The organism is Ferrimonas aestuarii (genome assembly GCF_005116665.1).
GTDB classification, from domain to species: Bacteria; Pseudomonadota; Gammaproteobacteria; order Enterobacterales; family Shewanellaceae; genus Ferrimonas; species Ferrimonas aestuarii.
This window is the reverse complement of the sequence record NZ_SWCJ01000002.1, coordinates 456,720-470,601: the sequence shown is the minus strand read 5'-3', so window position 1 is coordinate 470,601 and position 13,882 is coordinate 456,720. Positions and strand designations below refer to the sequence as shown.

The window sequence follows — 13,882 nt, the reverse complement described above, 5'->3', positions numbered from 1 at the left end:
TACCTGCCGGCTCGAGGGGATGAACAACAAAATCAAATTGATTAAGCGCATGGCTTACGGCTACCGGGACACTGAGTACTTTTTCTTGAAGATAAAATCAGCATTCCCCGGAGATCCGCGATGAACCTTTTTTAATTCTCTATGACAGGAGTCACTATGAGTAATCTGCAAGCATGGACCACATTGCTAACCAATCGCGACGTCGCTCAGCTGGACCGTTTATTGGCGGACGACGCCACCTTTCACTCGCCTGTGGTTCATACCCCTCAACAGGGCAAAGCGGTCACCAAAGCCTACTTGACCGCGGCGTTTCATCTGCTGCTGAACGATGAGTTTCGCTATCTGAAGAAGATCGACGGCGGCGACCAGCTGGCGCTGGAATTCCAGACAGTTATTGACGGCATTACCATCAATGGCATTGATATTATTAGCTTTAACGACAATGGTCAGATCAGTGAGTTTAAGGTGATGTTAAGGCCCCTTAAAGCGGTGAATCTGGTACACCAGAAGATGGGCGAACTGTTGGCGGCCATGAGCTCGTAACGGCAAGTCGTTAAGATAAAATCAAAATTGTGCTCTTGTGTTAAGGATTTGGAATTCCTATACTGCGCTGGTCTTGTCGGAGTGCCTCAGTGTGATTTATCACCTTGGGCTGAGACCGCAAAGCGGAATCCGTGGAACCTGAACAGGTTAGAACCTGCGTAGGAAAACAAGCTACAATTTGCCAGCCCCAGCTCCCTGGGGCGACATGTTGCAACGTTGATCTCAGGAATCACGTCCGACAAGCAATTTCCCTTTTTCTTTGGAGATTGTTATGTCGAACAGACGCCAGTCGCGCCAGCAGGCGCAGCAGTACCTAGATAGCCTCAAAGGCCACCCTTTCCCTAATTCCAATAAGCTGTACCTTCAGGGCTCAAGTAGCGACATTCGTGTCGGCATGCGAGAAGTGCATCTAACGCCATCCATCGTTGGCGGCGATAAAGAGAACCCCATCACTCGAGACAATGAGTCGATTCCGGTGTATGACACCTCTGGCCCATACAGCGACCCCGAGATTGAACTGGATGTACGCAAAGGTCTTGCGCCACTGCGCAAGCAGTGGATTGAGCAGCGCCAAGATACCGAAATGCTAGAAGTGGCCAGTTCAGATTTCACTCAACAACGCTTGGCAGACCAAGGTTTTGATCACCTTCGTTTTGAGCATCTGCCAAAACCTCGCCGTGCCAAAGCGGGCAGCAACGTTAGCCAGCTTCACTACGCCCGTAAGGGCATCATTACCCCAGAGATGGAGTACGTGGCCATTCGCGAAAATTTAGGCCGAGAACGGATTCGTAGCGAGATGCTCACCGCCGCTCACCCAGGTCAGAGCTTCGGGGCCAATTTGCCAGAGCGTATTACCCCTGAGTTTGTCCGTAGCGAAGTGGCCGCCGGCCGCGCCATCATCCCTTCGAACATCAACCACCCAGAAGCGGAGCCGATGATCATCGGTCGCAATTTCTTGGTGAAGGTGAACGCCAACATTGGTAACTCCTCCGTGACGTCATCCATCGAAGAGGAGGTTGAAAAACTGGTGTGGAGCTGCCGCTGGGGAGCTGACACCGTGATGGATCTCTCCACCGGCCGTCACATTCACGAAACCCGCGAGTGGATCATTCGAAATAGCCCAGTTCCTATCGGTACCGTGCCAATCTATCAGGCCCTTGAGAAGGTAAACGGCATCGCTGAAGACCTCAGTTGGCCGGTGTTCCGCGACACTCTGATCGAACAGGCGGAGCAAGGGGTGGATTACTTCACCATTCACGCCGGTGTGCTGCTGCGTTTTGTGCCCATGACCGCCAAGCGCATGACTGGCATCGTTAGCCGTGGTGGCTCCATCATGGCCAAATGGTGCTTGAGTCATCACCAAGAGAACTTCCTTTACACCCACTTCGATGAGATTTGTCAGATCTGTGCTCAATACGACGTGGCCCTGTCCTTAGGTGATGGCATGCGCCCTGGTGCGGTGGCCGATGCCAATGATCAGGCGCAATTTGCTGAACTGGCAGTATTGGGTGAGCTGACCAAAACGGCTTGGAAGCATGATGTTCAGACCATCATCGAAGGTCCTGGACACGTACCGATGCAGCTGGTGAAAGTCAACATGGAGAAGCAGCTTGAGGAGTGTTTTGAAGCGCCGTTTTACACTTTAGGGCCGCAAGTAACCGACATTGCTCCGGGATACGACCATTTCACTTCAGGCATTGGCGCGGCGATGATCGGCTGGTATGGCTGCGCCATGCTGTGCTACGTGACGCCTAAAGAGCATCTAGGGCTGCCTGAAAAAGAAGACGTTAAACAGGGGCTTATCGCCTATAAAATTGCAGCTCATGCGGCGGACATCGCCAAGGGGCACCCGGGCGCCCAGATTCGAGACAACGCCTTGTCGTTGGCACGATTTGAGTTTCGCTGGGAAGACCAATTTAATCTGGCGCTGGACCCAGATACTGCCCGAGCCTATCACGACGCCTCATTGCCACAGGAAAGCGCGAAGGTGGCCCACTTCTGCTCCATGTGCGGCCCTAAATTCTGCTCGATGAAGATCACCCAAGAGGTACGGGATTATGCTGCGGCGAATCCTCATACCCTGATTGATACTCAGGTTGTCGAGGTGCAAGACGACATTCAGGCCGCCATGGCGGAGAAATCAAAAGCGTTTCGTGAACAAGGCGGTGAGCTGTATCACGAAGTGAGCGGTGAGCCCGCTAAGGAGCCCCAGGCATGACGCTTCCTGTCGTCTGGAGCCTAGGCCGTTTTGATTCCACTGGACGACACGGTGTGCAGGCCAGCCTGCGCACCCAAACTGCCTTAGGTTGCCATGGATGTAGTGTGCTAACCGACAGCGCTTCACGGTCGTTGTCGGCGGAGCTCGATGCCTTGCTCGCTGAATTACCGCCTCAGGTGATTGAGCTTCAAACTCTGCCTGACGCCAAGTTGGGATCGGAACTCAAGCGCTGGCTGGCTGACAATCAGGATGCATTGGCATCGGTCCGATTTGTTGTCAATCTCGATGGTATCGATGGCAAGATTGAGGCTATCGCGCTTGTTTGCCAATCATTGGCTAGGGCTGGCGCTGAACTGGCGGTGCTCACCTCAGTAAAATCGTTGTTGCAACGGTCAGAGGTATCCCCAGAGTCGTCCTTTGAGGCAAATCAGGTGGCCGAGTTGGCAGCTGGATTACGGCAGCGGCTTGGGGTTAGCACCTTAGTGGTGAGCAATGCGGATGAGGGCAAGCTTTGCGCTCATGGCGTCGATCTGGTTTTGAAACAGGAACATTACTTGTTGGAAAACCGGTTGCCTAAAGCCGCTGCTGGTCACCCCCTTGCTGACGTTGGCGAGCTGACTGCCGGTTTGTCGGCAATATGGGCCCAAGGGTATGATTTTGATGACGCACTTGTGGTAGCTCGCGCCTATGTGAACGGGCTCAACCAAGGTTCTGCGTTCGAGGGGGATGAGTATGGGGCTCACCGGTCTCCTGCAGCCGCTTGGCCCGCTCAGTTTGAGCAGTTTCCAAAAGTGGCACTAACCGGAAGTCGGATGGAGTCCGAGTTTGGTTTTGCGCCTAGCTCTTTGGCTAATTTGGCGCCGTTTCCCCGCTGTGATACTTATGAGCTTGGGCTTTATCCTGTGGTGGACTCGTTAAAGTGGTTAGAGCGCTTGCTGGCTCAAGGAGTCAAAACCCTGCAGCTTAGAGCCAAAGACTTAACTCAGGAACAAGCTGAACCCATGGTGGCAGAAGCCATTGCCATGGGACGCCGCTGCGGCGCCAGATTGTTCATCAACGATTACTGGCAGTTGGCCATTAAGTATGGTGCTTATGGGGTGCATCTTGGTCAAGAAGACATGGCTGTGGCGGATCTTAATGCCATCGCAGAAGCCGGAATTTGCCTTGGGATCTCCACCCACGGCTACTTTGAGATCATGCGCGCGGCGTCGTTAAATCCAAGCTACATCGCCCTAGGTCATATCTTTCCCACCACCACCAAAGAGATGCCATCGGCCCCACAAGGGCTGGCTCGGCTTTCTCAATACCATGGGCTGCTGGCGGGGCGCTGGCCAACGGTTGCCATTGGCGGCATCAATGCCGAACGGGCACCGAAAGTCGCCGCCACTGGCGTGGGCAGCATTGCCGTGGTTCGAGCGGTGACCGAAGCGGCGGATCTGCGCCGGGCATTGGAAGCCCTGTGGCTCGCCTATGAGTCAGGGCAAGACGCGCGGGAGGCCAGTTATGCTAGATGATAACGATTATCTGAGGTATGGCCGGCAGCTTTTGCTCCCTGATTGGGGAGAGGGTGGCCAACAGGCCATTGCTAACGCCAAAGTGCTGGTCATCGGCTTGGGCGGCTTGGGGGTATCTGTACTGGCCAGCCTAGCTGGCTGTGGTGTGGGAAAGTTGGTGCTGGTGGACGGCGATAAAGTCTCCTTATCGAATCTGCACCGACAGTGGATCTACCAGCCAGAGCAGGTCGGCATGGCCAAAGTTCATGCCGCAACCCGTTGGGCGAACCAACTGAACCCTGACGTTCATGTTGATGCCTATGAGCAGATGGTGGATGAGCTAACGCTGCACACCCTGCTGCCAGAGGTGGATCTGGTGCTCGACTGTACCGACAACTTGGGCAGCCGTCATTTGATCAATCGTGGTTGCTGTGAGTACCGCAGGCCACTTATCAGTGGCGCGGCCATCGGCTGGCAGGGGCAGCTTCAGTATATCGCGCCCTCTGGCCCCTGTTTTGCCTGTCTGTGTCCACAACAGCAAGGCGGTGAGCCGGCCAATTGCCGCGAGGCCGGTGTGGTGCCCCCTGTGGTCTCTGCCATCGGTCATCTGCAGGCCTTGATGGCCCTAAAAGTGCTGCTTAACCAACCTTTAGACTTTCACCTGCGCCGCTTTGATGGCCACACCTTGAGTTGGCAACAGTTTGAGCTTGGCGCGAATCCTGACTGCACGGTGTGCGGAGGTAACCATGAATCTCATCATTAATGGCGAATCGCGCCAACTTGATTGCCATAAGGTCACCGATCTTGTGGCCCAGTTGTCCCCCAATTCTCAGGCGTTGGCGTTGGCGATAAATGGCACCGTGGTGCCAAAAACACAGTGGTCCCACAGAACGGTTTCTGATGGGGATAAGATCGATCTGTTCAGCGTTATTGCAGGAGGCTAATCGTGAACCATTCGTTGACCATTGCAGATAAAACCTTTGAGTCTCGGCTTTTTACCGGTACTGGCAAGTTTGCCTCAGATCAGCTCATGATCGATTCGCTAAAGGCCAGCGGCTCACAATTGGTGACACTGGCGTTAAAGCGCGTGGACTTAAGCGGTGCTCAGGGTGACATCTATGGACCGATTCGCGAGTTGGGCGTGGATCTGTTGCCCAACACCTCTGGCGCCAAAACCGCCGAGGAAGCGATCTACGCGGCGCATTTGGCTCGTGAGGCTTTAGGCACCAACTGGCTAAAGCTGGAGATCCATCCGGATCCTCGCTATCTGCTGCCCGATCCCATCGAAACCCTAAAAGCTGCCGAAGTCCTGTGCAAAGAGGGGTTTGTGGTGCTTCCCTATTGCCATGCCGACCCAGTGCTGTGCAAACGGTTGGAGGAGGTGGGCTGTGCCGCGGTGATGCCTTTAGGGGCACCCATTGGCTCCAATCAGGGGCTGCAGACTCAGGCGTTTTTAAAGATTATCATTGAGCAAGCTCAGGTGCCCGTGGTGGTGGATGCGGGCATCGGTGCGCCTAGTCATGGGGCGGCGGCGCTTGAGCTGGGCGCGGATGCGGTGTTGGTTAATACCGCCATTGCCGTGTCTGCTAACCCAGTGGCCATGGCCAGAGCCTTCAAACAGGGGGTTGAGGCTGGCCGCGCCGCCTTTGAAGCTGGGTTAGGTCAGGCGCAAACCGAAGCCTGTGCGTCTAGCCCATTAACCGGGTTTTTATCATGAGCTTTGTCAGTCAGTGGCAGCAGCTTGATTGGGACCACCTAAGGCTCAGCGTCAACGGGCATTCTACCGGTGAGGTTGAGCAGGCGCTGGCGAATGCCTCGCGGGGGCAGGGGCTCAGTGCCCGCGAGTTTGAGGCACTTATCTCTCCAGCTGCAGCTCCTTACCTTGAGCAGATGGGCCAGCTGTCTCAGCGCCTGACGCGGCAGCGGTTTGGTAATACCATGGGGTTGTATCTGCCCCTGTATCTGTCAAACCTGTGCGCTAACGACTGCGATTATTGTGGTTTTAGCATGAGTAATCGCATCAAGCGTCACACCTTATCGCCCGATGAGTTAGAACGTGAGCTAACGGCCATCAAAAACATGGGCTTTGATGCCATCTTGCTGGTCACCGGTGAGCACCAGTCTAAGGTGGGCATGGACTATTTTCGCGAGGTACTGCCGCAAATTAAGCGCCACTTTAGCTATCTGATGATGGAGGTGCAGCCGCTTAAGACCACGGAATACGCAGAGCTACGCGCCCTTGGGCTGGATGCGGTGATGGTGTATCAGGAGAGCTATCACAAACCCACTTATCTGAAGCACCATCTTCGAGGCAGCAAAACCAATTTTGAATATCGCTTGGATACCCCAGATAGATTGGGACAAGCGGGGGTGGACAAAATTGGCCTAGGGGCACTGTTTGGCTTGGCGGATTGGCGCAGCGAAGCGGCGATGGTGGTACGCCATCACCGTTATCTGCAAAAGCGTTATTGGCGCAGTCGTTACTCCATCTCTTTCCCTCGGCTTCGTCCCTGTACCGGTGGGGTAGAGCCGGTGAGTCCAATGGGGGAGCGGGAACTGCTGCAGTTGATGTGTGCGTTTCGGCTTTACTGTCCTGAGCTTGAGTTGTCGCTCTCGACCCGAGAATCGGCCCATTTTCGCGACAACGTGATGACCCTAGCGCCTACAACCATGAGCGCAGGCTCCAGCACTCGCCCTGGTGGATATGCCGAGCCGTCGGACGATCTGGCGCAGTTTAGTATCGACGATCTGAGAAGCCCTGCCCAGGTGGCATCGGCGATATCAACCTCGGGATTAACCCCGGTGTGGAAAGATTGGGATAGGGCGTTTGGATAACGGGAAGGAAGTAAAGCCGGAGCTTAGGCTCCGGCTTTGTTTTGCTAAACGCAGTTAGAATACGTAACGAGCGGTAAAGCGGAAGTATCGTGGTGATTGGAACTCAGTAGGTGCCAAGAAGTTCGGGTTTTGAACTGGGCTCCCTCGCTCAAGATCCTTTTGTTGGTTGTATTCGATGGCTTCATCAAAGTTAAATAGGTTGAATACGTCCATCTTCAACGTCAGTCGATCATCGGCCCACGCTGGGACATAGTTAATGCCCATGTCTACGTTGTAGGTCCAATCGGTTTCACCATAATCACCGCGATTGGTGAGCTCTGGTTCGCCTTGATCGTTTACACAATAGAAGCTTGAGGCACTGTAACGACTAAACGAGTTTTGATCGGCTTCGGTCATGCCATCCAGAGGGATATATCCATTACAACTTAAAGGAGTGCCTGAGGCCGCAGAGATATTAGCAGTAATGGCGATCTCATCGGTAACTTGATACAAACCATAGATCTTGAACTGGTGACGGCGATCGTTTGGCAAATAGCCATCGCTGCCATCTTGGAACAGTTTGTGGTCAAAGTCCTGGGTCGCCCCGGCATCTTCTTGCCCAAGGGTGGAGTTTACATAGCCCTCAACGTTACCTTCACTTTTAGACCAAACGTAAGACGCATTCATATACCAATCGTCATTGAAAGCACGCTCAAGCGTCAGTTCTATGCCTTTATAGGTGCGTTCGTATTCAGGCAGCTCGAAATAACTGTTGGGTACGGTAACGTGGGTCATGTTGCCGTCGTTTTCCAGATCCATATACAGGGATAGGTCTTTACCTGGATTAACGATTAAACAGCCTGACATGGTGTGATAGTCGAAATTGTCGTAACCGTTGTCTTCGGCCCACTTAATAAAGCCGTCATGGGCACAAAAATCGTCCATACCGTCTTTAACTTCGCGGTACATACCCTTAATGCCCACGGTCCAGTCTTCATCCAGTGCATGTTGGTAGCCCAGAATAAACTCGTCCTGATACATTGGGTCTAAATCGGAAACTGCAATATTTCGTGGGTCTGGAGTTTGATTGTCGATGATCTCACGGCCAAATTGCTCACCTAAGTTAATCGGGGTGCCATCTTCTGGATTGAATCCATCCACAAAATAGAACTTCTCCGTAAAGCTCTCTGTTCGGGTTGAACGAATGTTGGTGTTTGATGCAATTGGGATGTAGTAACGGCCTGCTGTGGCATAGAGTTTTTGCGTAGAGTCGCCATTGATGTCCCAAGAGAAACCAAAGCGAGGCGCCCAAAGATCATCGGCTTCTACAAATACGTCCCCTTTGGCATCGAGGTTGGTGAAGGTTTCATTACGAATACCGGCGTAAACCAAGATATTATCTGTAATCTGCCAGTTGTCCTCGAGATAGAAGGCTTCGTTTTCTACGCCATAGGCGCCAGATAAAATGTCGGATGTACGAATACGCACGGCTTTGGTTCCAACGCCGATATCAACCCCGTTTAGTATCCCTTCATTTAGCGTATTGCCATCCATATAACGGTAGTACAGGCCGCCTGAGTATTGAGAGCCGATGGCGTAGGAGGTGTATTCCTCTTTGTTGTAACCACCACGAATAGTGTGATCGCCGATGGTCCAGTCAAAATCGAACTTGTAGCTATCTCGTTCATCGTGCTCTGACGGGGACTCTGGGTCTAAAGAGCTGGAGTTAGCCGGATTCCAACAGCCAATGTTTTCTCGAGTAGACCAGGTTTTGTCCCCTGAGGTATCAATGGCAACGACGCATTCGCCGCCAGGCAGATTACGTGGAGAGCGGTTCTCATCTTTTTGATCCAATGTACCGTACATCAGAGACACACTAAGATCGTCGGTAATCTGACCCGAGTAGTTGGCAATTAAGATATCGCCGCCATTTTCATAAGTGACGTCTGTGGTTTTGGTGCCATGGCTGCCGGTGTAATACTCCCCTGCGGCATTTTCATAACGCTTCTGCTCACGATCAGATTCGTTATTGATGTAGGTGAGTTTGAACAGGTGATTGTCGTTTAGATAGTAATCAAGTTTGACCAAATAGTTAGGGTTGGTTATCTCTTGGTTAGTGCTGGTGCTGCGGTAATACCAATCACGCTCGACATATTGACCTTCCAAGTTTGCGTAGAGAAACAGGGTATCTTTAATCAATGGTCCGCCGACGCCTACGTTCATTGCGAGTGAGTTGTAGGTGTTGTCGGAGTCATACTTTAGAAGTGTGCCGTCATCGTGGGCGCGATCTACAACGTCCTTTTCGTCTTCATACAGACTTTCGGGTATGTAATACGCGGCAGCGCTAAATTCCCATTCGTTGGTACCACTTTTGGTGATTACATTGGTAATGCCACCTAATGCGCGGCCATATTCAACGCCATAACCACCGGTCTTAACTTGCGTTTGCTCAATCGCATCAAATGGGAGGCTGGCAAAGGATAAAAAGTTCTTCAGGTTGGTTACGTCCATGCCATCAATGTAGTAACCATTTTCGGCAACGGATGAGCCACCAAATGACGCCAGATTACCAAACTCAGCAACCCCTTTTTGGGTTCCTGGCGTCAGTAGAGCCACACTGGTGACATCACGGGAAACGGGCAAGAGTTCAATTTGATCTTGTGTAAAAACCACTGTGGATTCGGTTGAGGTGGTATCAATCGCAGAAATTCTTCCACCTTGTACGGTGATCACTTCGACATCGTTGCTGCCGAATATTACTGATGAACCGGTGCCGATCTTTACAACAACCTCATGCTTTTCGCCATTGGCTGATGTGACGACGTATCGGCCAGGCGGAACTTCCTTGAAATTAAAGCGGCCATTATCGCCAGCGGTGACGGTTCGATTTAAGCCGGTATCTTTGTTAGTAAATGACACGGCGCTGCCAGCTTCTGCTTGGCCGTAAATTGAACCAGACGTCGAACTGGCTTGCACAGGTGTTGTTGCCAGTAGCGTCGACACTGCAATAGCCGCGAGTGTGCGCTTAGAGTGAACTCTCAGATTTTTGTTATTCATTATCCATCCTTGTTTTTATATTCCAGCGGCGATGACTGCCGCATCATTTTATTAACACTGTATATTTTATTTGTAAATAACTTGTAACAAAATGGAATTTGGCAAGGGTAGACTTTTAAGCTAGCAAAAATTTCAGACTTAATTTTTTAGTTTTGCTAAATCAGATTGTTTTAGTGTCTTAATCCAAGAAAACAGCTTCATTTAGATGGCAATGTTTTTGTCATATTTTAACTTATTGATTTATAAGATTTTTGGTCTGGTGTTGTCAGCTTGCTTGTGAATAACTTCTTTTTATAACAGCCTGTTATTATTTTTATTACTACTGATAATTTAATAAGGGGCTAGTCCAGGCGTAGACTCGAATCCAAATCGCTTAAGTATTTGGAGACACAATGAAAAAAACGGCGTTTGTATTAGCATCTTTGTTATTGCCTCTAAGCTCCGCCTACGCCGCGCCGGAGGTGTTGATGGTGTTGACCAGCCAGTCTGAGCTTGGGGACACCGGCAAAGCCACCGGGTTCTGGCTCTCTGAAGCGGCACACCCTTATCAATACCTGACGGAGCAGGGTGCCCAAGTGACGTTGGCGTCGATTAAGGGCGGTCAAACGCCTATCGATCCAGGTAGCCTTGAAAATCAAGACGACGCATCCAAAGCGTTTTTGGCTTCACAGCGACAGGCGCTGCTTAATACCCAGTCATTGGCGTCCATCAGCACCGATGGTTATGACGCCATTATTTTGGTTGGTGGTCACGGCACCATGTGGGATTTTCGTGGTAACTCGGCGCTGTCTCAACGTGTCAGTGCGCTATGGCAACAAGGGGGCAGTGTCGCCGCAGTTTGTCATGGCGTTGCCGGTTTGGTTGATGTGCAGATTGATGGCTCCCCTCTGCTTGATGGTAAAAAGTTGACCGGCTTTTCAAACAGCGAAGAGCAAGCCATTCAGCTTACGCAGGTAGTGCCATACTCTTTGGAAGACGCCTTGGTGGCCGATGGCGCCGACTATTCACAAGGAGCGGACTTTACCCCTTACGTGGTGGTGGATGGGCGGCTAATTACCGGTCAAAACCCGATGTCCTCCGAAGCGATGGCGAAAGCGCTTTGGCAGCAGATTAAAGATAAATAACGCTTTATTAAGGTGAAATTTGGTATGGGTACCCAAACAAGTTGGCAGTATCAAGGGGCAGGGCAATCGCTGGTCATGGCGCCGGTTGCGATACCAACCCCTCAAGCTCATCAGGTTTTAGTGGCCAATAGAGTGATTGGGCTTAATCCGGTGGATTGGAAACTGATTCAGTATGGTCATGGTGCGTGGCAGCCCGGTCACATTCCCGGTGTGGATGGTGCTGGAGAGGTCGTGGCAGTCGGTGATGGCGTTGACACCAGTTGGCTTGGTCAACGGGTTAGTTATCATGCAGATCTAACTCGACACGGCAGTTTCGCTGAGTACACCTTAGTGGATGTCAAAGCGTTAATGGCCATCGCTGACGGCGTGACCGACGCTCGAGCGGCGGCGTTTCCTTGCCCTGGACTAACCGCTTGGCAGGCGGTGGCGAAATTTCCCTCCCTTAAAGGCAAGCGAATTTTGGTTTGTGGCGGCGGCAGCGCCGTAGGTCGAATTGCGGTGCAGCTGTTGTTGGCGAAAGGCGCGAAGGTGTCTACCACGGCATCCAAAGCTAACCACGCCATGTTGTTGGAGTGGGGCGTATCTCAATGCGTTGATTATAAAGCGGCTGACTGGAAACCGCAGTTGGCAAACTCCGTGGAAGACGGACAGTTCGATGGTGCTATTGATCTGGTGAGCGCCGACAACGCCGCCGCACTGTTTGATCTGCTTAACTACGGCAGTCATCTCGTGTCGGTGCTAGGTCGGGTTGAGCCCCTTGGGGATGCTTTTGCTAAATGCGTCTCGCTGCATGAGATCGCCTTAGGGGCCATCTACCAATTTGGCTCTGATACCAAGTTTGCCGAACTCACCCAAGCGGGGGAGCGATTGCTTGAGAAAATTGGTCAACAACAACTTGAGCAGGTGCCCCATAAACTGATGGCCTTTGAGGAGCTGGCTGATGCCCTGACTCAGCTCCAAGCGGGCGGCAAAACCCAGAAATACCTAATTCAAGTAGCCTAGTCCCTGTATGGTGCCGTTTTGTCTGAAAGCGGCGCCGTTTGGGTTAAGATCTCAGCAAAGCGATTGGCAGCAGGCCCTAAGCTATCTGGTGCCGGAATCACCAAGCTGAGGGGAATTAGGTTGCCTCCCATCTTGGTATCCAGCTTTACTAGCTCTCGGTGCTTCAGTGCATCACTGACCATGTGTTCTGGCACCCAACAGAAGCCGACTCCCTGTTTTAAAATGCCGATGGCATCGCTGAAATGACTTACGGTCCAGCGCTCTTTCGATTTTAACCAGCCCACGTCTTGATCCACATCGCCAGCAGCAGAGCCGGTATCTCGAATTACAATTTGCAGCTCCTGAGACAGACGATGGGAATCGATGGCATCCTCCCGAGCCAGAGGGTGGCTAGGGTGACACACCAATATCAGCCGCACCGTGGTCAGTGGCATTCCCATGTAGCCTTTGGGAACCAGCCCAGTAATGGCCAAATCCACCTGACGCTGTTCGATGGCCTCCCGGCTGCCGCTGATGATGTTGTCGATAACCGTTACTCGGGTGCCTCGGCTTTCAGGGTAGAAATGCGATAGCGCCGCAAACAGCAGCTCTGAGGGGTAGATGCTCTCTCTGGAGATTAAGATCTCGTGCTCCCACCCTTGCTCTAGGTTGGTGGCCAGCTGTTCCAGCTGTTCTAAACCTCGAGTGAGCTCACGGGAGCGGTGCAGCAATATCTTGCCGGAAGGGGTTAATACCGCTTTTCTGCCTTGCACTTCGAGCAGTTGAACCCCGAGCTGCTGCTGCAATTTACTGACCGCGTGGTTCAGGGCACTTTGGCTGCGGTTGAGGGCCGCCGCGGCTTTTGCATAGCCGCCACAATCGACAACGGCTTGCAAAATACGCCACTGCTCTGCGGTGGTTAAGGGCCGAAACATCGCTTTACCGTTCTATAAATTAGAATGCTATAAGTCATTTTATGCGCTTTTTATCCTAATTGCTGCATGTAAACTGATTCTCGTCAACCTAATTTGTTAGAAGGAATGCCGAGATGAAAACCCTATTAGTCGTGAATGCCAGCCCCAACACCCAGCAATCCCACACTCGCGCCCTGACGGCCGCTTTTGAAGATTTTTGGCTGGCGGCCAACCCAGATGGCAAGGTTATCCATCGAGATGTGTCCGCGGATCATATCGCCCAATTGGATGGCAACACCATTGGTGCGTTCTACACGCCCCTAGAGCAGCGCAGTGATACCCAGCAGCAGGCGGTTAGCTTGTCAGATACCTTGGTAGATGAACTGATTGAAGCCGATGAGATCGTATTGGGCTCACCGATGCACAACTTTTCCGTGACCGTGGGGATGAAGTCTTGGGTCGATCAGATCTGTCGTGTGGGGCGCACTTTTAACTATACCGAGAAGGGGCCTGAAGGCGCATTGGGCGGCCGTAAAGCCACCATCATTACCGCCAGTGGTGGTAGTTATGGCGAAGGTTCGCCGATGGCGCACCTAAACTTCAACGATCCCTACCTGCGTACGGTTTTGGGTTTTGTCGGCATTACCGACGTTGAGGTGGTTAGTGCACCGGGAGTGGCCAAAGACGACTCTGGAGTTCAAGCCGCCAAAGAGGCCCTTCGCGCTCGTTTTAACTAAT

The 13,882-nt window shown here is 52.3% G+C and carries 13 protein-coding genes and 1 riboswitch; of the genes, 11 read left to right on the top strand and 2 right to left on the bottom strand.

Annotated elements, in window-relative coordinates:
- From FCL42_RS05000 to thiH, 8 genes are all read left to right on the top strand, one after another.
- Positions 1–124 (top strand): transposase (locus FCL42_RS05000; RefSeq protein WP_136862280.1); only part of this gene is annotated, 124 nt, incomplete at its 5' end.
- 32 nt (positions 125–156) lie between these two features.
- Positions 157–543 (top strand): nuclear transport factor 2 family protein, encoded by a 387-nt coding sequence (locus tag FCL42_RS04995; RefSeq protein ID WP_136862279.1) that lies wholly within the window; start codon positions 157–159, stop codon positions 541–543.
- Between the two features lie 67 nt (positions 544–610).
- Positions 611–726: riboswitch (TPP riboswitch) on the top strand.
- A gap of 88 nt (positions 727–814) precedes the next feature.
- Positions 815–2,761 (top strand): phosphomethylpyrimidine synthase ThiC, encoded by a 1,947-nt coding sequence (thiC, locus tag FCL42_RS04990; RefSeq protein ID WP_136862278.1) that lies wholly within the window; start codon positions 815–817, stop codon positions 2,759–2,761.
- The gene (gene thiE / locus FCL42_RS04985) at positions 2,758–4,275 is read left to right on the top strand and encodes a thiamine phosphate synthase (RefSeq protein WP_136862277.1); all 1,518 of its coding nucleotides are present in this window, start codon (positions 2,758–2,760) and stop codon (positions 4,273–4,275) included. Before thiC ends, thiE begins: the two co-directional genes overlap by 4 nt.
- A complete protein-coding gene (locus FCL42_RS04980) occupies positions 4,265–5,017 on the top strand; it encodes a HesA/MoeB/ThiF family protein (RefSeq protein WP_169308296.1) in 753 nt (250 codons plus the stop codon). The genes thiE and FCL42_RS04980 overlap by 11 nt, the downstream gene beginning before the upstream one ends.
- Positions 5,001–5,198, top strand: a complete 198-nt coding sequence (gene thiS, locus FCL42_RS04975) for a sulfur carrier protein ThiS (protein WP_136862275.1) — start codon at positions 5,001–5,003, stop codon at positions 5,196–5,198. The genes FCL42_RS04980 and thiS overlap by 17 nt, the downstream gene beginning before the upstream one ends.
- A 14-nt stretch (positions 5,199–5,212) precedes the next feature.
- A complete protein-coding gene (locus tag FCL42_RS04970) occupies positions 5,213–5,971 on the top strand; it encodes a thiazole synthase (RefSeq protein ID WP_205729228.1) in 759 nt (252 codons plus the stop codon).
- Positions 5,968–7,089, top strand: a complete 1,122-nt coding sequence (thiH, locus tag FCL42_RS04965) for a 2-iminoacetate synthase ThiH (RefSeq protein WP_136862273.1) — start codon at positions 5,968–5,970, stop codon at positions 7,087–7,089. Before FCL42_RS04970 ends, thiH begins: the two co-directional genes overlap by 4 nt.
- Before the next feature lie 54 nt (positions 7,090–7,143).
- Here thiH and FCL42_RS04960 read toward each other — a convergent pair whose 3' ends face one another.
- On the bottom strand, positions 7,144–10,125 hold the full coding sequence (locus FCL42_RS04960) for a TonB-dependent receptor (protein WP_136862272.1): 2,982 nt from the start codon (positions 10,123–10,125) through the stop codon (positions 7,144–7,146).
- 392 nt (positions 10,126–10,517) lie between these two features.
- Here FCL42_RS04960 and FCL42_RS04955 point away from each other — a divergent pair, with 392 nt between their 5' ends.
- Positions 10,518–11,249, top strand: a complete 732-nt coding sequence (locus FCL42_RS04955; RefSeq protein WP_136862271.1) for a type 1 glutamine amidotransferase domain-containing protein — start codon at positions 10,518–10,520, stop codon at positions 11,247–11,249.
- Between the two features lie 24 nt (positions 11,250–11,273).
- Positions 11,274–12,251 carry an alcohol dehydrogenase catalytic domain-containing protein gene (locus FCL42_RS04950; protein ID WP_136862270.1) on the top strand — a complete coding sequence of 326 codons (978 nt, stop codon included), beginning with the start codon at positions 11,274–11,276 and terminating at the stop codon, positions 12,249–12,251.
- Here the strand turns inward: FCL42_RS04950 and FCL42_RS04945 are convergent.
- Complete coding sequence (locus tag FCL42_RS04945) at positions 12,248–13,165, bottom strand: LysR family transcriptional regulator (RefSeq protein ID WP_136862269.1); 918 nt, start codon at positions 13,163–13,165, stop codon at positions 12,248–12,250. The genes FCL42_RS04950 and FCL42_RS04945 overlap by 4 nt on opposite strands.
- Positions 13,166–13,278: 113 nt before the next feature.
- Here FCL42_RS04945 and FCL42_RS04940 point away from each other — a divergent pair, with 113 nt between their 5' ends.
- A complete protein-coding gene (locus tag FCL42_RS04940) occupies positions 13,279–13,881 on the top strand; it encodes an FMN-dependent NADH-azoreductase (RefSeq protein ID WP_136862268.1) in 603 nt (200 codons plus the stop codon).
- Position 13,882 lies beyond the last annotated feature (1 nt).